At 47.0% G+C, this 21932-nt stretch carries 24 protein-coding genes; 18 read left to right on the top strand and 6 right to left on the bottom strand.

Features of this window, described 5'->3' with window-relative positions; all coding sequences use genetic code 11:
* Window positions 1–8: 8 nt before the first annotated feature.
* Together ACTHTK_RS00825 and ACTHTK_RS00830 are read left to right on the top strand one after the other, a co-directional pair.
* Window positions 9–989 carry a pyrroline-5-carboxylate reductase gene (locus tag ACTHTK_RS00825; protein WP_107723276.1) on the top strand — a complete coding sequence of 327 codons (981 nt, stop codon included), beginning with the start codon at window positions 9–11 and terminating at the stop codon, window positions 987–989.
* Window positions 990–1342: 353 nt separating this feature from the next.
* Complete coding sequence (locus tag ACTHTK_RS00830) at window positions 1343–2980, top strand: NAD-dependent malic enzyme (protein WP_107723277.1); 1638 nt, start codon at window positions 1343–1345, stop codon at window positions 2978–2980.
* Window positions 2981–3062: 82 nt separating this feature from the next.
* Here ACTHTK_RS00830 and ACTHTK_RS00835 read toward each other — a convergent pair whose 3' ends face one another.
* Window positions 3063–3953 carry a LysR family transcriptional regulator gene (locus tag ACTHTK_RS00835; RefSeq protein WP_107723278.1) on the bottom strand — a complete coding sequence of 297 codons (891 nt, stop codon included), beginning with the start codon at window positions 3951–3953 and terminating at the stop codon, window positions 3063–3065.
* A 177-nt stretch (window positions 3954–4130) separates the two neighbouring features.
* Here ACTHTK_RS00835 and ACTHTK_RS00840 point away from each other — a divergent pair, with 177 nt between their 5' ends.
* The 12 genes from ACTHTK_RS00840 to ACTHTK_RS00895 all read left to right on the top strand — a co-directional run bounded on the left by ACTHTK_RS00840 (window position 4131) and on the right by ACTHTK_RS00895 (window position 12866).
* Window positions 4131–4709: an NAD(P)H-dependent oxidoreductase gene (locus tag ACTHTK_RS00840; RefSeq protein WP_107723279.1), complete on the top strand. Its 579-nt coding sequence runs from the start codon at window positions 4131–4133 to the stop codon at window positions 4707–4709.
* Window positions 4710–4789: 80 nt separating this feature from the next.
* Window positions 4790–5014: an aldo/keto reductase gene (locus ACTHTK_RS00845; RefSeq protein ID WP_234394577.1), complete on the top strand. Its 225-nt coding sequence runs from the start codon at window positions 4790–4792 to the stop codon at window positions 5012–5014.
* Between the two features lie 46 nt (window positions 5015–5060).
* Complete coding sequence (locus ACTHTK_RS00850; RefSeq protein ID WP_224783358.1) at window positions 5061–5561, top strand: OsmC family protein; 501 nt, start codon at window positions 5061–5063, stop codon at window positions 5559–5561.
* A 92-nt stretch (window positions 5562–5653) separates the two neighbouring features.
* Complete coding sequence (locus ACTHTK_RS00855; RefSeq protein ID WP_107723280.1) at window positions 5654–5989, top strand: thioredoxin family protein; 336 nt, start codon at window positions 5654–5656, stop codon at window positions 5987–5989.
* 266 nt (window positions 5990–6255) lie between these two features.
* Window positions 6256–6567, top strand: a complete 312-nt coding sequence (locus ACTHTK_RS00860) for an ArsR/SmtB family transcription factor (RefSeq protein WP_107723282.1) — start codon at window positions 6256–6258, stop codon at window positions 6565–6567.
* A 74-nt stretch (window positions 6568–6641) separates the two neighbouring features.
* Complete coding sequence (locus ACTHTK_RS00865) at window positions 6642–7856, top strand: NADH:flavin oxidoreductase/NADH oxidase family protein (RefSeq protein WP_107723283.1); 1215 nt, start codon at window positions 6642–6644, stop codon at window positions 7854–7856.
* A gap of 798 nt (window positions 7857–8654) precedes the next feature.
* Window positions 8655–9515 (top strand): SDR family oxidoreductase, encoded by an 861-nt coding sequence (locus ACTHTK_RS00870; RefSeq protein WP_440378222.1) that lies wholly within the window; start codon window positions 8655–8657, stop codon window positions 9513–9515.
* The gene (locus ACTHTK_RS00875) at window positions 9505–10329 is read left to right on the top strand and encodes an ABC transporter ATP-binding protein (RefSeq protein ID WP_107723285.1); all 825 of its coding nucleotides are present in this window, start codon (window positions 9505–9507) and stop codon (window positions 10327–10329) included. The genes ACTHTK_RS00870 and ACTHTK_RS00875 overlap by 11 nt, the downstream gene beginning before the upstream one ends.
* A 101-nt stretch (window positions 10330–10430) precedes the next feature.
* The gene (locus tag ACTHTK_RS00880) at window positions 10431–11948 is read left to right on the top strand and encodes an ABC transporter permease/substrate-binding protein (RefSeq protein WP_107723286.1); all 1518 of its coding nucleotides are present in this window, start codon (window positions 10431–10433) and stop codon (window positions 11946–11948) included.
* Between the two features lie 47 nt (window positions 11949–11995).
* The gene (locus tag ACTHTK_RS00885) at window positions 11996–12193 is read left to right on the top strand and encodes an alcohol dehydrogenase catalytic domain-containing protein (protein ID WP_079453972.1); all 198 of its coding nucleotides are present in this window, start codon (window positions 11996–11998) and stop codon (window positions 12191–12193) included.
* A complete protein-coding gene (locus ACTHTK_RS00890) occupies window positions 12168–12635 on the top strand; it encodes a hypothetical protein (protein ID WP_199903846.1) in 468 nt (155 codons plus the stop codon). The genes ACTHTK_RS00885 and ACTHTK_RS00890 overlap by 26 nt, the downstream gene beginning before the upstream one ends.
* A 96-nt stretch (window positions 12636–12731) precedes the next feature.
* Window positions 12732–12866, top strand: coding sequence for a zinc-binding dehydrogenase (locus ACTHTK_RS00895; RefSeq protein WP_234394578.1), 135 nt, complete (start codon window positions 12732–12734; stop codon window positions 12864–12866).
* Between the two features lie 254 nt (window positions 12867–13120).
* On the opposite strand, the gene ACTHTK_RS00900 is transcribed toward ACTHTK_RS00895, so the two are convergent.
* Window positions 13121–13495, bottom strand: a complete 375-nt coding sequence (locus ACTHTK_RS00900; protein WP_440378223.1) for an Mth938-like domain-containing protein — start codon at window positions 13493–13495, stop codon at window positions 13121–13123.
* Between the two features lie 206 nt (window positions 13496–13701).
* On the opposite strand from ACTHTK_RS00900, the gene ACTHTK_RS00905 reads away from it, so the two are divergent.
* The 3 genes from ACTHTK_RS00905 to ACTHTK_RS00915 all read left to right on the top strand — a co-directional run bounded on the left by ACTHTK_RS00905 (window position 13702) and on the right by ACTHTK_RS00915 (window position 16076).
* The gene (locus ACTHTK_RS00905; RefSeq protein WP_107723288.1) at window positions 13702–15009 is read left to right on the top strand and encodes a homoserine dehydrogenase; all 1308 of its coding nucleotides are present in this window, start codon (window positions 13702–13704) and stop codon (window positions 15007–15009) included.
* Window positions 15002–15436 (top strand): hypothetical protein, encoded by a 435-nt coding sequence (locus tag ACTHTK_RS00910; protein ID WP_107723289.1) that lies wholly within the window; start codon window positions 15002–15004, stop codon window positions 15434–15436. The genes ACTHTK_RS00905 and ACTHTK_RS00910 overlap by 8 nt, the downstream gene beginning before the upstream one ends.
* 145 nt (window positions 15437–15581) lie before the next feature.
* Window positions 15582–16076, top strand: a complete 495-nt coding sequence (locus ACTHTK_RS00915) for a hypothetical protein (RefSeq protein WP_049328665.1) — start codon at window positions 15582–15584, stop codon at window positions 16074–16076.
* Window positions 16077–16122: 46 nt separating this feature from the next.
* Here ACTHTK_RS00915 and ACTHTK_RS00920 read toward each other — a convergent pair whose 3' ends face one another.
* On the bottom strand, window positions 16123–16839 hold the full coding sequence (locus ACTHTK_RS00920; RefSeq protein ID WP_107723291.1) for an S-methyl-5'-thioinosine phosphorylase: 717 nt from the start codon (window positions 16837–16839) through the stop codon (window positions 16123–16125).
* Window positions 16840–16905: 66 nt separating this feature from the next.
* On the bottom strand, window positions 16906–17976 hold the full coding sequence (locus ACTHTK_RS00925) for an AI-2E family transporter (protein ID WP_070625529.1): 1071 nt from the start codon (window positions 17974–17976) through the stop codon (window positions 16906–16908).
* Window positions 17977–18179: 203 nt separating this feature from the next.
* Here ACTHTK_RS00925 and purM point away from each other — a divergent pair, with 203 nt between their 5' ends.
* Complete coding sequence (gene purM, locus ACTHTK_RS00930) at window positions 18180–19214, top strand: phosphoribosylformylglycinamidine cyclo-ligase (RefSeq protein ID WP_314058909.1); 1035 nt, start codon at window positions 18180–18182, stop codon at window positions 19212–19214.
* Between the two features lie 58 nt (window positions 19215–19272).
* On the opposite strand, the gene ACTHTK_RS00935 is transcribed toward purM, so the two are convergent.
* Window positions 19273–20484, bottom strand: a complete 1212-nt coding sequence (locus tag ACTHTK_RS00935) for an acetate kinase (RefSeq protein ID WP_440378224.1) — start codon at window positions 20482–20484, stop codon at window positions 19273–19275.
* Window positions 20485–20698: 214 nt separating this feature from the next.
* Window positions 20699–21868 carry a 2-methylaconitate cis-trans isomerase PrpF gene (gene prpF, locus ACTHTK_RS00940; protein WP_314058908.1) on the bottom strand — a complete coding sequence of 390 codons (1170 nt, stop codon included), beginning with the start codon at window positions 21866–21868 and terminating at the stop codon, window positions 20699–20701.
* Window positions 21869–21932 lie beyond the last annotated feature (64 nt).

Consider the following 21932-nt stretch of genomic DNA (forward strand, 5'->3'; position numbering starts at 1 on the left):
TTTCCACGATGAAGAAAACCGTAACGATGATTGCTGCAAGCTTGTTACTTGCCGCTTGCAATACCACCCCAAATGCGACTGAAAAAGCAATGACGACTCAAAACATGCAAAATACAGCTTGGGACAAACAATACGGCGGCGCGGATAAATCCTACGATAGTCGCTTGCTTGCCTTGCGTGAACAAATTGCACCTCGTTTTGAAGTGTTAACGTTTAAAGATCCCAAAACAGGCAAAGAAATGCAGTACAACCTGTACATCCCGAAAAATCTTGAGCCAGGTCGCAAATATCCGTTAGTCATGTTTATCGCAGATGCCAGCACAGCAGGAAAAGGCGTAAAAGCCCCACTAATGCAAGGCTACGGCGGCATCATCTGGGCAACCGATGAAGCGCAGGCGAAATACCCAGCCTTTGTCCTTGTACCGTCTTACACCAAAACGGCAGTCAACGATAAATGGGAAACAACTGAAGAAGTCCCCATGACCTTACGCCTTGTCAAAAATCTGATCGCCGAAAAAGCGATTGATACCAATCGTGTTTATACCACGGGTCAATCCATGGGCGGTATGATTTCATTCTACCTAAATAGTATCGATCCTAACTTCTTTGCGGCTTCTATGTTTGTCGGCAGTCAATGGGATATCAATGTTTTAAAACCATTGGAGAAAGCGAAGTTTATTTATACCGTTTCGGCTGCCGATCCAAAAGCCTCTGCAGGCATGGCTCAAGTTGGAAAAATGCTGAAACAAGATAAAGTCAGCTACGCCGAAACTGAGTTCTCTGCCAAATTACCGCAGACCGAACAAGACGCAAAAGTCCAACAAATGCTTGCCCAAGGCAAACGTATTAACTTCATCCGTTTCACACCAAATACCGTAATTCCGGAAAACTCAACCCACAAAGGTGCAGAGCATATGTACTCATTTGATTACGCCTATTTACTCGAACCTGCCCGTGATTGGTTGATGAATCAGAAGAAAGGAAAATAATCTTAAAATACAAGCGGTTAGATTTTGAAGATGATTTACAAAAATACCTAAAAAACTGACCGCTCTTTGTTATGAAAAAAAACGTCTGAAAAACAGGATAGGGGTGCAGCATCGTAGGCACGCATTCAAAAAATCAGACCAATGGCAGCCTGCACTGTTTCAGGTAGCCTGAAACAGTGTGGTTTAGATTCAGTTTCATTGTGACACGTCTGTTAGTAGTCTTTAAAAGGCTAATCATTAACTTTTAAGGACTTTCTAGGTTGTTAAATTAACTTTTAATTCATATTTTTTAAGTACAATATAACAGTCCATTTTTCGGACGAGCTTTTCCTAATCTTCACAGGAGACACAATATGAGCAACACCCCCACCATCCTACAGAACCCTCTCACCAACAAAGATACCGCTTTCACATTGGAAGAGCGAGCAAAATATGGCCTGACCGGCCGCCTACCTGTCGTTGTAGAAACGCTCGAACAACAGGCCACGCGTGCTTACCGCCAGTTTTCATCCTATGAAAAAAATATTGAAAAATATATCTTTCTTGATCAACTGCACAACCGCAACGAAGTACTGTACTACAAACTCCTGATTGACCATCTAGCCGAAATGCTACCCGTCGTTTACGACCCCACTGTCGGCGAAGCAATTAAAAAATGGAGCCGCGACTACCGCCGTTCGCGAGCTATCTATCTGGATGTAAACCATCCTGAAAACATCCGTGCATCGTTTGAAACGCTGGGCTTGGGTGCAAATGATGTAGATTTGATTGTGGTTTCCGATGCGGAAGAGATTTTGGGTATCGGCGACTGGGGTGTGAACGGCACGGATATTTCCGTCGGCAAACTGGCAGTTTATACTGCTGCTGCAGGCATTCATCCCAGCCGCACCATTGCTGTGAATCTAGATGTGGGTACAGATAATGAAGCCCTGCTCAATGATCCCACTTATTTGGGCAATCGCCATGCCCGCGTACGTGGTGAACGCTACGACGCATTGATTGCAAACTACCTGAAAACTGCTGCTGAAATGTTCCCCAATGCGCTTTTGCACTTTGAAGACTTCGGTCCGTCCAATGCCCGCCGCATTTTGGTGGAGAACCGCCGACAATATCGTATTTTCAACGACGATATGCAGGGAACTGGCGCGATTGTGATGGCTGCCGTATTCTCTGGCCTAAAAGTGACCAAACAGACCTTTGCCGAACAGCGGTTGGTGGTGTACGGTGCAGGCACCGCAGGTACGGGTATGGCCGACCAAATCAGTGCGGCGATGGAGCGCGAAGGCCTGAGTCGCGAAGAAGCGAAACAACGCGTATGGCTGATTGACATCAACGGACTGGTTACTGACGACATGGACGGCTTGCCTGATTACCAGCAGGAATATGCCCGACCCGCCACCGAAGTTGCCGACTGGGCGAAAACGGACGGTAAAATCGGCTTGCTCGAAGTTGTAAAACAAGTAAAACCGACTATCTTGATTGGCACATCCACCGATCACGGCGCATTCACTGAAGACGTAGTCAAAGCCCTATGTGCGGGCGTGGAGCGCCCAATTCTGCTGCCGTTATCTAACCCGACCGAGAAAATCGAAGTGATGCCGAATGAGGCTATAAAATGGTCGGATGGCAAAGCACTCATTTCTGTCGGCATCCCCGTGCCACCCGTGCCGTATAAAGGCGTGAACTACGAAATCGGTCAAGCTAACAACGCCATGCTTTACCCAGGGTTGGGGCTGGGGGTTATCGTTTCCGGTGCGAAACACGTTACTGACGGGATGCTGCTGGCTGCAGCTGAAGCAGTCGCCTCGCAAGTCAATCCGCAGGACGAAGGCGCGTCGCTCCTGCCATCGGTGAATAACCTGCGTGCATCGTCTGCTACTGTTGCTGTTGCTGTTGCCAAACAGGCGGTCAAGGACGGTGTAGCGACCAAGCAGCCTGAAAACTGGGTACAGGCGGTGCAGGACGCAATGTGGCAGGCGGTATATGAATAAGGTCTCCTAGAAGCTATAAGGCTACCTGAAAGCAAAAAGCAGTCTGAAATCCATGCAAAGAAGTCAGGCTGCTTTTACATTTTCAGACGACCTCCACCCGCAGCGTATCCACAATCAACTTAAATACATTCGAATGCCCGCGGCGGCTGGGGTAATAGAGGTAAAGCGGTTCGTAAGTCATAGCATACTCAGGCAACAGCTCGACCAGGTGCCCCGAATTGAGTGCATCCGCTACGCTCATATGTGCTATCCACGCAATGCCAAGGCCGTCTGAAACGGCTTGCAGACGCAGATGATTGTTGATGGAAAACTGCGATTTTGGCGTGAACGTAATCAGCTCTTTTTTGTATTTGAATTCCCACTGTATCTCCGTGCCGTGTTCAGCGGAGAGTTTTATGCCGATAAGGCGGTGTTGCTGCAGATCATCAATATTTTTCGGTGAACCGTGTTGCGCCAAATAATCGGGCGAGGCAACCAATACCATTTTGAGCGGTGCGGAAATTGGCACCGCAATCATCTCTTTCGCTACCTTGTTACCTAACCGAACGCCCATATCAAATCCTTCTTTCACAATATCTGCCCAACGATCGTCCACCACGATTTCCAAGCGGATTTTCGGGTATTGGTTCAAAATCGGCTTTAATTTTGGATACAACACGGCTTCCGCTGCCATCGCCGGGGCGTTGATGCGAATCAATCCCGATGGCGTATTCAAAAAATCATTTAATGCATCGACTTCTTGGTTTATGGCTTGATAAAGTGGGGAAAGTTGGTCGAAAAGCTGCTGCCCCGCTTCGGTCAGCGACACATTGCGCGTAGTGCGGTTGAACAGGCGCAAATTTAGCCGCGTTTCTAAATTTTTCATGCTGTGGCTCAACGCCGAAGAAGAAATCCCCAAAAGCTGTCCCGCTTTTACAAAACTCTGTGTTTGCGCCAGTGTTAAAAAATAATTCAGCTCGTTAAAGTTCTGCATTTTCTCTTTAAACTCTCTTTTATTAGTGAATTTAATTCATTGCATCATAAAGCTAAACCCTATTTATCTCAATAAAAACAAATCATAAAATGACTGCAACTTCATGAGAGTAAACAGAAGACAATATCCGTAAACATCACATCCTTTTTTTATAAATTATTTATTCTAGGAGTAAAAATGAACATTTTATTATTAAACGGTGGTAAAGCTTTCGGCCATTCTCATGGTGAGTTAAACCACACGCTTCACAAAAAAGCAAAAGAAGTTTTGACCGCACTTGGACACAATGTAAAAGAAACTGTGATTGATGCTGGCTATGATATTGAGGCAGAAATCGAAAAATTCTTGTGGATGGATGCCGTGATTTGGCAGATGCCTGTTTGGTGGATGCACGAGCCTTGGACAGTGAAGAAATACATAGACGAAGTATTTATCGCTGGACACGGCAAGCTTTACCACAGTGATGGCCGTCATCGTGTCAGCCCGACCGAAGGCTTCGGTACAGGTGGTTTATTGCAAGGCAAAAAACACATGCTTTCGCTTACGTGGAATGCGCCGATTGAAGCGTTCACCCGTGAAGGCGACTTCTTTGAAGGCAAAGATGTGGATGCTGTGTACATGCCTTTCCACAAACTCAACGAGTTTATCGGTTTGACCCGTCTACCGACATTTACATGTAACGATGTAGTTAAAAATCCACAAGTAGAACAATACTTCGCAGACTACCAAGCACATTTGAAAAAAGTGTTCGGTTAATAATAAAACATCAACTTGAAGCGGTGGGCTTTTGCCCACCATTTTGTCAGTCGCTAATTGGTACGAAATATGGCAAATCCGTGGCGCAAGTGATTACCCGCTGGCTGGTGGAACGTGGCATCATTGTATTGGCAAAATCCACCAAACCCGAACGTATGGCGGAAAACTTGAACGTCTTTGATTTTGCTCTCAGCGATGAAGACAAAGCCGAAATTGCCAAACTGGACGGCACGTTCGCCGCCATTGTCAATCACGACACGGTGGATAATTTGAAGCGCATCTCCGCGTGGAAAATGGGCGTGTAAGTGTAGCGAAAAACCATCTGCAATTCATCATATGAAAGGACAAAACATGATTAACGGGTTAGATATCGAACGTTTCCGAACTACCATGGCAGCGGTTGAAAACGACCATGCAAAAGGCAAGGCAGTATTACGCGCCGATTCGCGCTGGGTATCCGGCACGAAGAATGAAATCTCCGTGCGCCGCTTCCCTGCCTTTACCACAGACGAACCGAAAAACATGGGCGGTGAAAACGCCGCCCCAAATCCGGTGGAATACCTGATCAGCGCTGCGGCAGGCTGCTGCTCCATAGGTTTCGAGTTGCAAGCAGCATTGGCAGGCGTGAAACTGGAACAGTTTGAAATATCCGCAAGTGGCGGTATCGACATGGCCAAACTGTTCGGCATGGAAGATGGCTACGGCGGACTGGATAATCTGGTGCTAACCATAAAAGTAAAAGCCGACGCCGACCTTCCTACCCTGCAAAATTTCGCCGACCGCTCAGCCGCTACCTCCCCAGTGTTGAACAGCCTGAAAGCGCGGGCAAAAGTGGTTGTGGAAAAAATCTAGACGACTCAAAACGTTTTCTTGTTTTCATTTCGTTAAAAGCCCCTTTTCTGGACAACTAGAAAAGGGCTTAATCGCTCAAAGGAGGACATGGCATGCAACAACTGCACACTTTGAAAGACATCGAACAGGCCATCGCCACACACCCTTTAGTATCACTGTACATCAAAGCCCCAATCTGCGGTGTTTGTACGGTCGTGGCCGCCCAACTTGACTCAGCTTTGGCGGAGGAAGGAAATGTGTATGCCGTAAAAGCTGATATTGCTGAAATACCCGAAATGGCGGGACGTTTCCACGTGCTGACCGTACCTGCATGGCTGCTGTTTTATCAAGGCAAGGAAGTAGAACGGATGGCCCGCTTCATCCCTCAGGCACAGATGAAGCAGACATTGGCAAAATGGACAAAAGTAGCAGAAAGCGAACATCAGTAACCGGTCTATCAATGTTTCAGACGGCTGCGGTCTTGATAATGATGCAAGTGGTCAAGTTTTTAAGATGATTTGCAAAACACTTAAAAATTTGACCGCTCTTTATTACGAAAAGGTCGTCTGAAACAGCTTGTAGACTGAGATAATGATTGATGAAACGCTGTGATTTGTACACTAAAACCATCTTCTGAAAATTCCCTTTGACATTCCCCATCTTTCTCTCTAAAATACGTTCAAATTTTTAAACATATAAACTCAAGAAACCGAATATGCCGCAACAAACCATGAATTTAATGCGCGAGTGCATTCCTATTTTTACTGTGTTGAGCGATGAAAACCGCCATCAAATCCTGCGCGTGCTGTGGGAACACGGCAAGATGAATGTGAATGAGCTGACCGAGCATCTACATCTGTCGCGTCCTGCGGTGTCGCATCATTTGAAAATTATGTTGCAAGCCGGTGCGGTGGCGGTGGAACAGGTCGGCAAAGAGCGGTTTTACAGTATTGCCATGGCGGATGCGGTGGCGAAGTTGAGACAGCTTGCTGATTTGATGGCTCAAAATTGCCCGCTTTCAAAATAGGGTTATCTGTTAACCCTTTATTTTTATCCAAATACGTTTACATTTTTAAACTTATCAACTTAAAGGAAAGAATTATGTTATTTACCCCGTTCACTTTTCAAAACGGAAAGGGTACTAAAAACCGTATCTTCAAATCCGCCATGGAAGAGCAACTTGCCCAAAACGACCAGCCGTCTGAAAAACTCGTCCGCCTGTACGACACTTGGGCAAAAGGCGGTGCAGGTGTGTTGGTTACGGGCAATGTGATGGTCGCCGAAAGCGGCAAAGGTTCGATAAATGATGTGGTGATTTCAGACGACCGCAGCCTTGAGATGCTGAAAAAATGGGCGAAAGCAGGCACGCAAAACGACACGCTGCTCATCATGCAAATCAACCATGCGGGTAAACAGTCGCCTGCGGTGGTCAATAAAACGCCGCTTGCGCCGAGCGCCGTGCCGTTGGTGGGCATGGACGGCTTTATCAACCCGCCGCGTGAATTGACTGCCGATGAAATCAACGGGCTGATTCAGCAATTCGTACAAACCGCGAAAATTGCCGAACAGGCAGGGTTTTCAGGCGTACAAATTCACGCTGCGCACGGCTATCTCATCAGCCAATTCCTTTCGCCGCATCACAACCGCCGCCAAGACCAGTGGGGCGGCAGCTTGGAAAACCGTATGCGCTTCCTTTTGGAAACCTACACCGCCATCCGCGCTGCCGTGTGCAAAGATTTCTTGGTGGGAGTAAAACTCAATTCGGCAGATTTCCAAAAAGGCGGATTTGACGAAAGCGAATCGGTGCAGGTGGTACAAAAACTGTCGAAAATGGGCATTGATTTTATTGAAGTTTCCGGTGGCAACTACGAAAGCCCGCAAATGCTCGCGGCTAAAGACAGCACCCGCAAACGCGAAGCCTTCTTCATCGATTACGCCGAAAAAGCCCGTGCAGTCAGCCAAGCTCCGCTGATTATCACCGGCGGCTTCCGTTCGCAAAACGCCATGGAAGACGCCTTATCCAGCGGCCATTTGGATTTGGTCGGTGTCGCTCGTCCGTTTGCCTTAGTGCCTGATTTAGCAAAAAAAATGCAAAACGGCACCTACCAAACCGTGAAAACCGACCGCATCCAAACAGGCGTGGCGTTGGTTGATAAAAAAGCAGGCGCGATGCTGGAAATGAATTGGTACATGACGCAAATGGATTTAATCGGACAAGGCAAACAGCCTGATCCCAAATTGTCAGCGTGGAAAGTATTGCTGAAAACTTTATGGGAAAATGGCAAGGCAGGTTTGAGTACGGGCAGGGCTTTATGATGAAAGCGGTTGGATTTGAAGGAGGATTAAATTTTAAAATTTAACCGTATATAGAAGCATGGAATATAAATAAATTGATACTAAAAAACCGTTTGAATCTTTAAGTTCAAATGGTTTTTAGAATTTTAGATATCCACTGAGCGATACAAAAGATCCTGTTCTTTGAAAGTGACTTAGAATAAGAATTTAAAAAATACTAATTAAATTACTAAATTATGATTATAACTTATAATAATTTAACATAATATAAATTAATTTCCTTTTCCCTATTCTTCTACAAATTCCGCTGTTTTGTTCCTATATGTCAAATGAGAATTAATGATACTCTAGAGAGTGTGCTCATAGTACTACAATTTTTAGTATAAAATCAATAGGTTTTAAGAAATTTGTCAGTTCAATTATGCTATAACTCTATCACTTAATTATTTAGTAGCGGAATAGGGCCGTGGGGACATACCCTAAGCTCTTTAAATTCTTTGAGAATAGAGAAATGCAGTACAAATACTTGGTAATGTAAATGCCACCTAAATTCTAAAAACTAGTAAAAGAGGTCCGTTTTAAGCCATAAGGGACTTGAAAACGGAAAGACCACATATCCTAACCTAATTATTAATATCAGCTTAATAATCAAGTGAGTCTTTCGTGGCTTATCGTATGCAGGAAAACTGCTACAATAAAATAACCATTAATAAACCATCCCTTAAATCTATTCAGTCTACCTGAAACCCAAAAAGCAGCATGCACATGGTTTTACAGAAACCCTGTAAACGGCAAAGCTATCTCTATAAGGAAAACAACATGAATCTAGCCATCACTGGTTCCAGCGGCAACATCGGCGGCATGGTCGCCCAACACCTCAGTACACGCGACCTACCGCTTATTCTGCCACTGCGCAACCCCGCCAAAGTACCCGATCTGCCGAACTGCGAGGCGCGGCGGTTTGCCTATGGCGATTTGGAGCTTGCTAAGCAGGCTTTAAATGGGGTGGACGTGCTGTTTATGGTGTCTGCCGCCGAAAGTCCGATGCGCGAACAGGAGCATTTGACTTTGGTGCAGGCTGCTTCGGAAGCAGACGTGAAACATATTGTCTATCTCTCTTTTGCTCAAGCGGCGTTGGACAGTACCTTCACGCTGGCGCGCACTCATGCGGTTACCGAAAATGCAATCCGGCAAACAAATATGCGCTACACCTTTCTGCGCGACAATTTTTACAGTGAGATGATGGCAACAATTGCTAACGCAGACGGCATCATCGCAGGCCCAGCTGACAACGGGCGCGTTGCCTGCGTTTCACAGCGCGATGTTGCCCAAGCAGCGGCAAACATCATCGCCAACATCGCATGCGGAAACCACCACCATGATAATCAGATCTACACGCTGACCGGTTCCCAATCATTAAACTTCGCTGAAATAGCCGCCGTCTTAACCGAAATCACCGGCAAACCGCACTGCTACCACAATGAAACTGTGGAAGAAGCCTTCGCCAGCCGCAAAGCTGAGTATCCTGACACGCCCGATTGGCAGATTGAAGCCTGGGTTTCTACCTACACTGCCATTGCTAAAGGCGAGCTTGCTACCGTTTCAGACGACCTGTCGCAGTTGTTGGAACGAGCACCGCTTAGTTTTGAAGACGTAGTAAAGGCAAAATATGCAAAATAATCTTGTCCCATTTATCGAGTTTCGTGGCACAGGCAAGCATTATGACGGCAAATATGCTGTGCGCGATTTGGATTTGACCATTTATCAGGGTGAATTTTTCGTGTTGGTAGGTGGCTCGGGCAGCGGCAAATCCACCACTTTACGCATGATTAACGCGCTAATTGAACCGACCGATGGCAACGTTTATCTGCACGGGAAACGGATTAAAGACTACGACATCCGCCAGCTCCGCCACCAAATTGGTTACGTATTGCAGCAAATCGCGCTTTTCCCCACCATGACCGTCGCGGAAAATATCGAACTCATGCCTGACGTACTGGGCTGGCCGAAAGCTGAACGCAAAACGCGTGTGAATGAATTATTGGAGCTGGTGGAACTTGACCCTGCGCACTACCGCGACCGCTATCCGCACGAACTTTCCGGCGGTGAACAGCAGCGCATCGGTATTTTGCGAGCCATTGCAGCCAAGCCCCAAGTTCTGCTGATGGACGAACCGTTTTCAGCACTTGACCCGCTGGTACGCACCGTGCTGCAAGACCAAATTGCTATGATTCACCAAAAATTTGGCACCACTATCGTTTTCGTTACCCATGATATGCAGGAAGCCGCCAAACTCGCTTGCCGTATCGGTGTAATGCATAATGGCAAACTGGTACAAATTGACACACCTGAAGAAATCAAAAAGCAGCCGGCAAATGATTATGTGCAATCGCTGTTTTCCACCGCCGATGCACCCGATGCCGAACGCATCATCCACCAATTCTTACGGTTGGATAAACAGGGACAGGAAGCTGTGAGAAGGGCAGTGTTATGATGGTGAAGGTCGTCTGAAACCTCTTTCAAGGCGCTAATACCTTGCTGTAAAGCAAACATAAACATCTATTATTCAACGTACTAAACATAAAATTTAAAACTATGTTCTCATCCCTAAACGTTACCCCGGCAGAACTCTGGCAAATGCTGCTTACGCATTTATGGCTTTCCGGCCTGGCTTTGCTCGCTGCAGTGGCGATTGCAGTTCCTGCGGCCGTGTTGTTTGCGCGCAGACAGCGGGCAGCGGAGGCGGTATTGCAGTTCACCAATATATTGCAAACCATTCCGTCTTTGGCGCTGCTGGGTTTGCTGATTCCGTTTGTCGGTATCGGTTCGCCGCCTGTCTTGATTGCGCTCACGCTATACGCGCTGTTGCCTATTTTTCAAAATACCTATTTGGGGCTGACTCAAATCGACCAATCGATTCAAGATGCGTACACCGCATTCGGACTATCGCGCTGGCAATCATTGTGGCGGATTGAGCTGCCGATGGCTTTGCCTGCCATGATTTCAGGCATTCGCACGGCGGCGGTGCTGATTGTCGGCACGGCAACTCTGGCGGCGCTAATTGGCGCAGGCGGTTTGGGTAACCTGATTCTGCTCGGTATTGACCGCAACAACATGACAATGACGTTTACCGGCGCATTGCTCTCCGCGTTATTGGCTGTCGGTGTAAGCGGCATTATCGGGCTGTTGCAGAAATCGCAACGCAAGTTGCCGATTATTCTTGCATTGGCGGTAGGCTTCGGCGCACTCGGTATGTCGCAGATTTCATTTACACCTGCTACAAAAAACGTGGTGGTTGCCGGCAAAATGGGGAGTGAGCCGGATATTCTGATTAACATGTATAAATTATTGATTGAACGTGAGAATTCGAACGTGAAAGTCACAGTCAAACCTAATTTTGGCAAAACTACTTTCCTGTTTAGCGCACTGAATAGTGGCGAAATCGATATTTATCCTGAATTCACCGGCACAGTGCTGGAAGCCTTAGTACAAGTACCAACTGAACAGAAGAACCGCCATCTGTCGCCAGATGAAACCTATCAACGGGGCAAACAATTATTGGCGGAACAATATCAGCTAGAGTTTCTACCACCGATGTCTTATCAGAACACTTACGCGTTGGCGGTCAAAGAAAGCTACGGTGCATCGCACCAACTGAAGACAATCAGCGACTTGAAGCAGGTAGCGCCCGATATCCGAGCAGGTTTCTCACTGGAATTTATCGACCGAGCGGATGGCTATAAAGGCATGCAGGCAGCCGGTATCACGCTAAAACATATTGTTAGCTTGGAACCTGCCTTACGCTATACGGCATTGTTGAATGACAAAATCAACCTAGTGGAAGCCTTTTCCACTGATGCAGAATTGAAAAAATATCGATTGCGCTTGCTGAAAGATGATATTTCCCTGTTCCCCGCCTATCAGGGCGCACCGCTGATGAAAGTAGAATTTGCTGAAAAAAATCCTCAAATTGTGACCGCACTTAACCGACTGGCGGGAAAAATTAGCGAAGAGGAAATGAGCGAGATGAACTACCGCGTGAAAGTGCAAGGCGAAAGCGCGGAAAACGTGGCTCGGAATTATTTAGAGAAAAATGGGTTGTTAGGAAAGTAAAATTGGCAGTAGGCTACCTGAAAGCATCAAATTCTTAGGGAGGTATTATGAAAGCCGTAAAAATCAAAGGCTTCTGCATCAACCATTCCGAGATTTTCACGCGTGAAGGTAAATCGCCGTCTGTCCAATTTCCGTGCATCTTGGGCATTGAATGTGTAGGCGAAGTGGTGCAAAGTTCCACACCTGCACTGGCGGTTGGACAAAAGGTTGTCTTCTATTATGGGAGAAATGGGGCGCGCCTTTGACGGCAGCTACGCCGAATATGTGTTGCTGCCAAACGAGCAAATTTACCCCAAACATACCGATTTGGATTGGACAACCCTTGCCGCAATTCCCGAAACTTACTACACCGCGTTCGGCTCATTACAGCAGCTTCGTATCGCGCCGCAAGATCGTGTATTGGTGCGTGGTGCCAGCAGCGGTGTGGGCATAGCCTTTGCAAAGCTTCTTAAAGTACGGTTTCCGCATATCGTATTACACGGTTCAACGCGTAATCCTGCCAAAGCTACCCATCTGCAAGCAGTCGGATTTGACGAAGTGATTACTGAAGCCGATGGCAAACTACAAACCGACCAAAGCTATGACAAAATTCTGGAATTGGTCGGGCCGGCAACTTTGTGTGATTCTTTCACCCGCATCAACGAATACGGCATCGTCTGCAATACAGGGCAGCTAGGTAATATATGATACGTAAACGGTTTTGATCCGATTATCGAACTCAAAAACAACAGCTATCTCACCGCCTTTCATTCGGGCAATGTGTCGCAAGCCAAGCTGGATGCGATGTTTGACTATATCTGGCAATTTAATGTGAAAATCTTAATTGAACGCGTGTTTACATTGGAACAAGTTCCCGAAGCCCACCGTTTTTTGCAAAGCGCGGATGGGTTTGGGAAAGTGGTGGTAGTCAATGAATAGGGCTATCTAAAATTCTATCAAAGAAATTTAATCATGCTTTGGAATAAAACTGTGATCTGAATTGGTTTCATGGATATTGATAAAGAGAAGGCCGTCTGAAATTCTTCAGATGGCCTTTTATATTTGAATTATGTAAGTGATTGTACAACTAGAAGAAACAGGACTTAGCAGGCTAAAATACTAGTATTATGAATTTAACATAATATAAATTATGCGAACCTGAACTAGCATGATGCAATAGTCTTTTCTACAAATTATGGCCATAACCAAGCCCATGTGCTTCTGCCTTCGCCTTGCAGTAAAACTAAAGTTCTATAAGCTGAGGCTGTGTTCATGCATTCGAAGCCGACTCCGTAGGCTGATAAGGCTGCAGCAATTTTGGGATGCAGGAATCGTTGTTTTGCTCCTGTACCTATGATAATGACTTCAGGACGGTTTTCTGCTGTTTCAATTGCTGATATAAAAATTTGTTCATTTAATTCTTCGATGGTTGTTTGAGGAATGATGCTCACTTTACCATCTTGCCAGCAAATGGGTTCTGAGTATGTTTGTTCTCCGATTTGCAATATGCCTTGTGAGGATGAAAAAAATGTTGTGGCTTCATCGATATGGTTTTCTGTGATTTTCATGGCAATTCCTGTTTTTATGGTAGAACGATTTTTCAGACGGCCTTGGGAAACTTACAAAAAAAGGTGCAAAATCAAGCAATATCAGGTAGGATTCAACGTTTAACCTTGTGCATTGATGCTTTGCTCTGAATTTACGATTGCAAGCGATTATAACAAGCCTTGGTTTTTCGTGATTATTTTAAAGTATCGGCTCAAAAGGAGACACAATGAAGCCAGTAAATATCGGTCTTTTAGGTTTGGGTACAGTCGGTGGCGGTACGGCCACTGTATTGCAGGACAACGCTGCGGAAATCAGCCGCCGCTTGGGACGTGAAGTCCGTATTTCTGCTGTTTGTGATTTGAGCGAAGAAAAAGCCAAACAAATTTGCCCGAATGCTGCTTTTATCAAAGATCCGTTTGAGCTGCTTCAACATCAAGATGTTGATGTTGTTGTTGAATTGTTTGGTGGCACCGGTATTGCCAAAGATGCGGTATTGAAAGCGATTGAAAACGGCAAACACATTGTTACTGCCAATAAAAAATTGCTGGCTGAATACGGCAATGAAATTTTTCCTTTGGCAGAAGAAAAAAATGTCATGGTACAGTTTGAAGCTGCTGTTGCCGGCGGTATCCCTATTATCAAGGCTTTGCGTGAAGGCTTAGCTGCAAACCAAATCCGCAGCATCGCCGGCATTATTAATGGTACCAGCAACTTCATCCTTACTGAAATGCGTGAAAAAGGCAGCGCGTTTGCAGACGTATTGAAAGAAGCTCAGGCTTTGGGCTATGCGGAAGCCGACCCTACTTTTGATATCGAAGGTCATGATGCCGGCCATAAAATCACCATCATGAGCGCATTGGCATTTGGTACGCCGATGAACTTTTCTGCCTGCTATCTGGAGGGCATCAGCAAACTCGACAGCCGCGATATCAAATACGCTGAAGAGCTTGGCTACCGTATCAAATTGTTGGGTATTACCCGTAAAACCGACAAAGGCATCGAGTTGCGTGTACACCCTACTCTGATTCCTGAAAGCCGTCTGCTGGCTAACGTTAACGGCGTGATGAATGCTGTCCGCGTCAATGCCGATATGGTCGGTGAAACCTTGTATTATGGTGCAGGTGCAGGCGCATTGCCGACTGCTTCTGCCGTAGTTGCCGATATCATTGATATTGCCCGCCTGATTGAAGCGGAAACTGACCATCGTGTTCCTCACTTGGCATTCCAACCTTCACAAGTTCAAGCGCAAAATATTCTGCCTATGGATGAAATCACCAGCAGCTATTATCTGCGCGTTCAAGCAACTGACGAACCGGGCACGTTGGGTCAAATTGCCGCACTCTTGGCCAAAGAAAATGTTTCTATCGAGGCTCTGATTCAAAAAGGCGTGATTAATCAAAGTACTGCCGAAATTGTGATTCTGACCCACACCACAGTGGAACACAATGTCAAACGCGCTATCGCAGCGATTGAGGCACTGAGCTGCGTGGATGCTCCGATCACTATGATCCGCATGGAAAGCCTGCATGACTGAGCAACAAACGGAAAGACCGTCTGAAGAGCAACTGGCGGCCAGAAAGAAAGCCAAGGCAAAAATCCGTACCATCCGTATTTGGGCATGGGTTATTTTGTCTTTGCTGGCTCTGACTGCCCTGCTCTCACAATGCGCCATGAACAAGCCGCAGATGAAACAAAATGTGGTGGAATCTTGTGTGAAAAACATTCCTTTTGCTGAAAAATGGCAAGCTGATTTAAAGGCAAAAGGTTTGGATGCGCAAAACGAGAAATTGGCTCAAGACTATTGTGTCTGCATGTGGGATCAGCCCTTAAGCAAACTCTCTGACGAGCAAATCCGAAACTTCGGCAAAATCAGCCCTGAGGAGCAACTCAAACTCTTGGGTGGCGCTGAAGCTTTTGAGGCACGCGATAGGCAATGTGTGGCTGATTTAAAGGCTGAGTAAACCAATATCGGTTTAAATCAAAGCTACAAGGCCGTCTGGAATTTCAGACGGCCTTTCCTATATTAAATAAACAGTAATAAGAATTGATTTCATTATATTTTAAGTTTAAGATAGCTTGGTTAATTGCTTTTCTATGGTTGTTACCATGCGTTACCACTTTCCTATTGCCGTTGATATTTATGATTTTTTGTATACCGGCCGGTTTGACTATCTGGAAATCGGACAATCGGCAGAGTCTATTTTGCAGATGTTTCCTGCGCCTGATTGCGTCCCTAAAGGCTTGTTGGTACAAAAAGGCTGGAATATTTGGCTTTATGGCGATATCGAACTGCATTTCTCCGACAATCGGCTGACTCAGATTCGTGCTGATTTTCAGCCTGATGCTGCATTAAGCGGCGGCCGTTGGGTAAAGTTGAATCCGTGGTTTTTTGCAAATGGCTGCCTTGATGTATATGCCGTCATTCAACGCTTGGTACAACGCAATATCGATTTTATTAAAACGGAAACGCATACCAATTTGATTTTACAGCTGCAAAGCGGGGTCGAATTGATTTTTGAAAAATGTCGGGGCATGCAACTTGCCTCGTTCCGCAAACAAAAAGCCTCCCTGCCCCATTGGGCGCGTGAAACAGCTTCTTAAATAAAACAATGCCGTCTGAAAACATCATTTCAGACGGCATTATTAGTTACAAACCATTCAATAATTGTCGGATTTTCGTCATCGCCATAGAAGTCTGTTCATCACAGCCCTCAGTCCCTACTCCGCTATCAAAGCAATCAATGCTGCTGACGCTGCAAAAGTGGGCATAGGCCATTTTTAACTCCCTGGCCAAAACGGCTTCGGGCATACCGGTCATACCGAGTACATCTACGCCGTCACGTCGATAACGGGCGATTTCTGCGCGGGTCGGACGGCGCGGGCCTTGCAGGCAACCATAAATGGCGGAGTCGTAAATCGGCACATTGTGCGCTTTCGTGATATTTAACAACTTTTGTCGCAATTCATTGCAATAAGGGTTGAAAAAATCGGTATGGACAACCGGGCATTCTTGGCCTTCAAAAAAAGTATCTTTACGGCCATAGGTATAGTCGATCAAATCGTCCGGCAACACCAAGCTGCCGTTTTCAAAATCGGGATTGATACCGACGACTGAAGAAATGGCAATGATGTTTTCAACGCCTAAAGAATGTAACGCCCAAATATTGGCGCGGTAGTTGATTTCATGTGGCGCGATGGTATGACTGAAGCCGTGTCGGGCAAGAAAAACAATATCCAAACGCCCCAACCTGCCGAACAAAATAGGGCTGCTGGTTAAGCCGTATGGAGTGCGTACGATTTTTCGTTCAGTAATTTCGAGTTCCGGCAGTTTGGTCAAACCGCTGCCGCCGATAATGGCTAACATATAAACTTCCTTTGTTATCAATGGCCGTCTGAAACTTGGATTTCAGACGGCCTTAATATTATCGATTTATTTATGTTTGTAGAAATGGCTGCCGAAATAGGCAGATGCGCCTTCACGCAATAAAACCAATGTTACGGCGGCAAGCGGCAGACCGGCAAGCATACCGACAAAACCCATCAGTTGTCCGAAAGCCATCAACGAGAAAATCACCCAGAACGGAGACAAACCGATGCGGTCGCCGACGATTTTAGGCGTAATGAAAAAGCTTTCCAAGAATTGTCCGACACCGAATACAGCCCAGACCATCAACAAGCCCTGCCATGAGCCATATTGCAAAAGCGCGGCAACTGTTGCCAGCAAAAGGCCGGTAAATGCACCCAAATACGGAATAAATACCAAAATACCGGCAATCATACCGATGGCAAAGCCGGAATCCAAACCGACCAGCATCAAGCCCAAGCCATAGACCAAGCCCATGATCATCATAACCATCAGCTGGCCGCGCAGAAACTCGCCCAAAACTTCATCCATATTGCCGCTGATACGCGTGTAGGTCTCGATAAAACGGCGTGGAACCAGTTTGCTGATTCCGGAAGACCAGCGTTTCCAATCCAACAAGAAGTAATACAGCAACAAAGGCAACAACACCAAATTGCTGACGCCGCTGATCACGTTGCCGCTTTGACGCATCAAGGTCGGAATCCATTCTTTGAGCGTATTGCTCAACTCATCAGTATGCGACTGCAACCATGCGATGATTGATTCTTGATCGATTTGAATATAATCCCCACTGACGCTGTTGAGCCACGGCAGCAGTTTGTTTTGAACAAAGCCCACGATTTGCGGCAGGCGTTCGGCCAGATTGTTAAACTGGTTCAACAACATAGGTACGATAATCAGCACCAACGACAGCAATATCAGCAAAGCCAGTGCCATAATAATCATAGAGGCCGGCGCGCGGCGGATACGCTTCAATTGAAGCCACTCGACCAAGGGATTCAAAACATAGGCCAAAACGGCGGCTACAATAAACGGCGTCAAAACATCGCCCAAGGCATATAAAAGCCAAATAAAGGCTGCGATAACGCAAGCCATAATAATCCACGGTTTTGCGCCGCGCGCTTTCTTTTGATACATAAAAAGGTGTTCCCCAGTTGATGCTTAAGGTTTTCAAAATAAATAAGCAGTATAACAGATTCACAAAGGCCGTCTGAAAGCGTGACGGCTATTAAGATAAAATAAAAATTGTTGACAATAATGCCAAAAAATTCAGCCTGAATCCTCCAATTTAAGATAAAATACGCTCCGACAATCTACCCATACCCGAATAAGGAAATCCAATGAGCACTTCTTTGAGCTATCGTGACGCAGGCGTGGATATCGACGCAGGCGATCAACTGGTCGAAAACATCAAACCTTTTGCCAAGCGTACTATGCGCCCTGAAGTGTTGGGTGATTTGGGCGGTTTCGGCGCTTTGGTTGAAATCGGCAAAAAATACAAAAATCCGGTATTGGTTTCCGGTACGGATGGCGTCGGCACCAAGCTGAAACTGGCATTCGACTGGGATAAACACGATACTGTCGGCATCGATTTGGTTGCCATGAGCGTCAACGACATTTTGGTTCAAGGTGCGGAACCTTTGTTCTTCTTGGACTATTTCGCTTGCGGTAAGCTGGATGTTGCCCGCGCGACTGATGTGATTAAAGGTATTGCCCAAGGCTGCGAAGAATCCGGTTGCGCCTTGATTGGTGGTGAAACAGCCGAAATGCCGGGCATGTATCCCGAAGGCGAATACGACTTGGCCGGTTTTGCCGTCGGCGTGGTTGAAAAAGAACGCGTCATTAACGGCCGCAGCATTCAGGCAGGGGACGTTGTTTTAGGTTTGGCTTCAAACGGCGCACACTCCAACGGCTATTCCTTGGTACGCAAAATCATCGAGCGCGACAATCCCGATTTGGACGCGGAATTCGACCACGGCAAAACTTTGCGCGAAGCCATCATCGCCCCTACCCGCCTGTATGTGAAACCTATCCTTGCCGCTTTGGAAAAATTCACCATTAAAGGCATGGCCCATATTACCGGCGGCGGCATTACCGAAAACGTACCTCGCGTTTTGCCTGAAAATACCGTCGCACAAATCGATGCCAAAGCGTGGGAATTGCCTAAACTGTTCCAATGGCTGCAAAAAGCAGGCAATGTGGAAATCCAAGAGATGTACCGTACATTTAACTGCGGTATCGGCATGGTCGTTATCATTGCTAAAGAAGATGCCGATGCGGTACAGGCATTCTTGAGCGAACAAGGCGAAACCGTTTATCGTTTGGGCGTTATTCGTGAGCGCAACGGCGACGAACATCAAACCCAAGTGGCTTGATTGAGATGTAATTAAAAAAGTGCGGATGATGAATCCGCACTTTTTTGTTTACACTGCCCTAGCCTACTTCTTCCAAAAAGCCGGCCAATTGCGCCGTATCGTGGGCAATCATCAGCTCTTCATTGGTTGGCACAACCAAAACAGCCGGAGAAGAACCGGTCGGACTGATAATGCCTGAATTGCCGTAGCGTTTTTCCATATTGGCTTTGGTGTCGATGTGCAGACCCAAGAAATCAAGATAAGAAACGGTTTTGGCACGGATGTTGCGCGAGTTTTCGCCGATACCGCCGGTAAACACGAGCGCGTCAACGCCGCCACAAGCCACAGCCATAGAAGCAATATATTTGGCAAGGCGGTAAGTCATTACTTCCAGAGCCAAACGTGCGCCTTCATGGCCTTCATCCGCCGCGATTTCCAAAGAACGACAGTCGTTGGAGAGTTCGGAAATACCGAGCAAACCTGATTTTTTGTTCAGCATTTCATCAACTTGGGCAACATCCAAACCGGCATGTGAAGTCAGATAGCTATATACGCCCGGGTCGATGTCGCCGCAACGTGTACCCATTACCAAACCTTCGATCGGCGTGAAGCCCATACTGGTGTCAACGGATTTGCCGTTTTTAATGGCGGTAATGGATGCGCCGTTGCCTAAGTGGGCAATAATCATGCGGATGTCTTCCAGCGGTTTGCCCAAGATGCGTGCGGCTTCAGGGGCAACGTAACGCATGCTGGTACCGTGGAAACCGTAGCGGCGGAAAGCGTATTTTTTACGCAATTCGCGTGGAACGGCGTAAGTGTAGGCGCGCTCCGGCATGGTTTGGTGGAACGAAGTATCCATCACGCCGACATTGGGCAGGCCCGGGAAGTGCTCTTGCGCAGCCAAAATGCCGTTGATATTGGCAGGGTTATGCAGCGGAGCGAGCGGAATGCAGGCATTGAGTTCGTCCATTACTGCTTGGTTGATCAAAACAGATTCGCTGTATTTTTCGCCGCCGTGGGCAATGCGGTGGCCGATGGCTTTAATGCGGTCGTGCAGGCCGTGTTTTTCAAGCTCTTTCAACAGCATACCTACGGCACCGGCATGATCGTTACGGCCGGTCAAGGCTGTTTGGCATTTTTTGCCGTCTTTGCTGAACGTAATGACTGCTTCGGGCGTACCCAAACGTTCTCCGAGACAGCTTAAGAGAACTTTACCGTTTTTACGGTCGATAACGGCACCTTTGAGCGAAGAGCTGCCGCAGTTCAGCACAAGAATGAGTTGGTTGGACATGGTGTTTCTCCTTTGAATTTTTGATTGTTTTTTTTGGCTTCAGGCCATCTGAAAAGAGCACGAACATTTGAGAGCTTTCCAGATTGCCTTTGGTTTGGTGTTTAGTCAGGCTTCATGCCCAACCCTAATCTCCATTGCAGGTATCGCTACCTGACTAAAATTTGCTTATTTGGTTTTCAGACGGCCTTGTTTAAGGCTGCGGCCGTCTGAAAACTTAAAAGCAATCTTCCGGCACTCGGACTTGTCCTTCCATAATCACGCGTGCGCTACGGCTCATAACCGCTTTGGTGGCTGTCCATTGTCCGTCCTGACATTCGGCGGCGGCACCGACACGCAGCGTACCTGACGGATGGCCGAAACGAACTTCTTTACGCGCTCCGCCTCCGGCTGCAAGGTTGACCAGCGTACCGGGCACGGCGGCGGCGGTAGCGATGGCAACTGAAGCGGTACCCATCATGGCGTGGTGCAATTTGCCCATGCTCAGCGCGCGTACCAACAAATCGATATCGGCAGCTTTGACGGTTTTGCCGCTTGACGCGGTGTAATCGGCTGCAGGGGCGACAAAAGCGACTTTCGGAGTATGGGCGCGGACGGCGGCTTCGGACACGTCGTTAATCAAGCCCATTTTCAGCGCGCCATATGCGCGGATGGTTTCAAATTTTTCCAGAGCCGCGGCATCGTTGTTGATGTCGTCTTGCAACTCTTTGCCTGTGTAGCCCAAATCCGCGGCATTCAGGAAAATGGTTGGAATACCGGCATTGATAAGCGTGGCTTTCAGACGGCCTATATTCGGAACATCAATTTCATCGACCAAATTGCCGGTTGGGAACATACTGCCTTCGCCGTCGGCCGGATCAAGAAATTCGATTTGTACTTCGGCTGCCGGGAACGTTACGCCGTCCAACTCAAAATCACCTGTTTCCAAAACCGCACCGTTTTGCATCGGCACATGGGCGATGATGGTTTTGCCAATGTTTTTCTGCCAGATTTTGACGGTACACAGGCCGTCTGAAGGGATTTTGGATTTATCGACCAAGCCTTGCTCGATAGCAAATGCGCCCACGGCGGCGGTCAGATTGCCGCAGTTGCCGCTCCAATCAACAAAAGGTTTGTCGATGGAAACTTGCCCGAAAAGGTAATCAACGTCGTGGTCGGCACGTTCGGACTTGTCCAAAATCACCGCCTTGCTGGTGGACGAACTGGCATTACCCAAACCGTCTATCTGCTTGCCGTAAGGGTCGGGACTGCCGAGTACGCGCAACAAGATTTTGTCGCGTGCCTCGCCTGCTTCCTGCGCAGCTGCCGGCAGATCGGTGCGTTTGAAGAAAATGCCTTTAGATGTACCGCCGCGGTAGTAAACGGCTGGAATTTTAATTTGCGGCATTTCGAGTTCTCCTTTGTATTTCTAGTATGGTTTTTTCAGACGGCCTCTCAAACATTCGAGGCCG

It is taken from the genome of Neisseria sp. P0006.S009 (genome assembly GCF_051962915.1).
In the GTDB taxonomy this organism is placed as follows: Bacteria; Pseudomonadota; Gammaproteobacteria; order Burkholderiales; family Neisseriaceae; genus Neisseria; species Neisseria subflava_E.

Excerpts from the sequence above, each read along its gene's own strand:
- ACTHTK_RS00825 (WP_107723276.1), top strand. The coding sequence starts at position 9 with ATGAAGAAAACCGTAACGATGATTGCTGCAAGCTTGTTACTTGCCGCT.
- ACTHTK_RS00830 (WP_107723277.1), top strand. The coding sequence starts at position 1,343 with ATGAGCAACACCCCCACCATCCTACAGAACCCTCTCACCAACAAAGAT.
- ACTHTK_RS00835 (WP_107723278.1), bottom strand. The coding sequence starts at position 3,953 with ATGCAGAACTTTAACGAGCTGAATTATTTTTTAACACTGGCGCAAACA.
- ACTHTK_RS00840 (WP_107723279.1), top strand. The coding sequence starts at position 4,131 with ATGAACATTTTATTATTAAACGGTGGTAAAGCTTTCGGCCATTCTCAT.
- ACTHTK_RS00850 (WP_224783358.1), top strand. The coding sequence starts at position 5,061 with ATGATTAACGGGTTAGATATCGAACGTTTCCGAACTACCATGGCAGCG.
- ACTHTK_RS00855 (WP_107723280.1), top strand. The coding sequence starts at position 5,654 with ATGCAACAACTGCACACTTTGAAAGACATCGAACAGGCCATCGCCACA.
- ACTHTK_RS00860 (WP_107723282.1), top strand. The coding sequence starts at position 6,256 with ATGCCGCAACAAACCATGAATTTAATGCGCGAGTGCATTCCTATTTTT.
- ACTHTK_RS00865 (WP_107723283.1), top strand. The coding sequence starts at position 6,642 with ATGTTATTTACCCCGTTCACTTTTCAAAACGGAAAGGGTACTAAAAAC.
- ACTHTK_RS00870 (WP_440378222.1), top strand. The coding sequence starts at position 8,655 with ATGAATCTAGCCATCACTGGTTCCAGCGGCAACATCGGCGGCATGGTC.
- ACTHTK_RS00875 (WP_107723285.1), top strand. The coding sequence starts at position 9,505 with ATGCAAAATAATCTTGTCCCATTTATCGAGTTTCGTGGCACAGGCAAG.
- ACTHTK_RS00880 (WP_107723286.1), top strand. The coding sequence starts at position 10,431 with ATGTTCTCATCCCTAAACGTTACCCCGGCAGAACTCTGGCAAATGCTG.
- ACTHTK_RS00885 (WP_079453972.1), top strand. The coding sequence starts at position 11,996 with ATGAAAGCCGTAAAAATCAAAGGCTTCTGCATCAACCATTCCGAGATT.
- ACTHTK_RS00890 (WP_199903846.1), top strand. The coding sequence starts at position 12,168 with ATGGGAGAAATGGGGCGCGCCTTTGACGGCAGCTACGCCGAATATGTG.
- ACTHTK_RS00895 (WP_234394578.1), top strand. The coding sequence starts at position 12,732 with ATGTTTGACTATATCTGGCAATTTAATGTGAAAATCTTAATTGAACGC.
- ACTHTK_RS00900 (WP_440378223.1), bottom strand. The coding sequence starts at position 13,495 with ATGAAAATCACAGAAAACCATATCGATGAAGCCACAACATTTTTTTCA.
- ACTHTK_RS00905 (WP_107723288.1), top strand. The coding sequence starts at position 13,702 with ATGAAGCCAGTAAATATCGGTCTTTTAGGTTTGGGTACAGTCGGTGGC.
- ACTHTK_RS00910 (WP_107723289.1), top strand. The coding sequence starts at position 15,002 with ATGACTGAGCAACAAACGGAAAGACCGTCTGAAGAGCAACTGGCGGCC.
- ACTHTK_RS00915 (WP_049328665.1), top strand. The coding sequence starts at position 15,582 with ATGCGTTACCACTTTCCTATTGCCGTTGATATTTATGATTTTTTGTAT.
- ACTHTK_RS00920 (WP_107723291.1), bottom strand. The coding sequence starts at position 16,839 with ATGTTAGCCATTATCGGCGGCAGCGGTTTGACCAAACTGCCGGAACTC.
- ACTHTK_RS00925 (WP_070625529.1), bottom strand. The coding sequence starts at position 17,976 with ATGTATCAAAAGAAAGCGCGCGGCGCAAAACCGTGGATTATTATGGCT.
- purM (WP_314058909.1), top strand. The coding sequence starts at position 18,180 with ATGAGCACTTCTTTGAGCTATCGTGACGCAGGCGTGGATATCGACGCA.
- ACTHTK_RS00935 (WP_440378224.1), bottom strand. The coding sequence starts at position 20,484 with ATGTCCAACCAACTCATTCTTGTGCTGAACTGCGGCAGCTCTTCGCTC.
- prpF (WP_314058908.1), bottom strand. The coding sequence starts at position 21,868 with ATGCCGCAAATTAAAATTCCAGCCGTTTACTACCGCGGCGGTACATCT.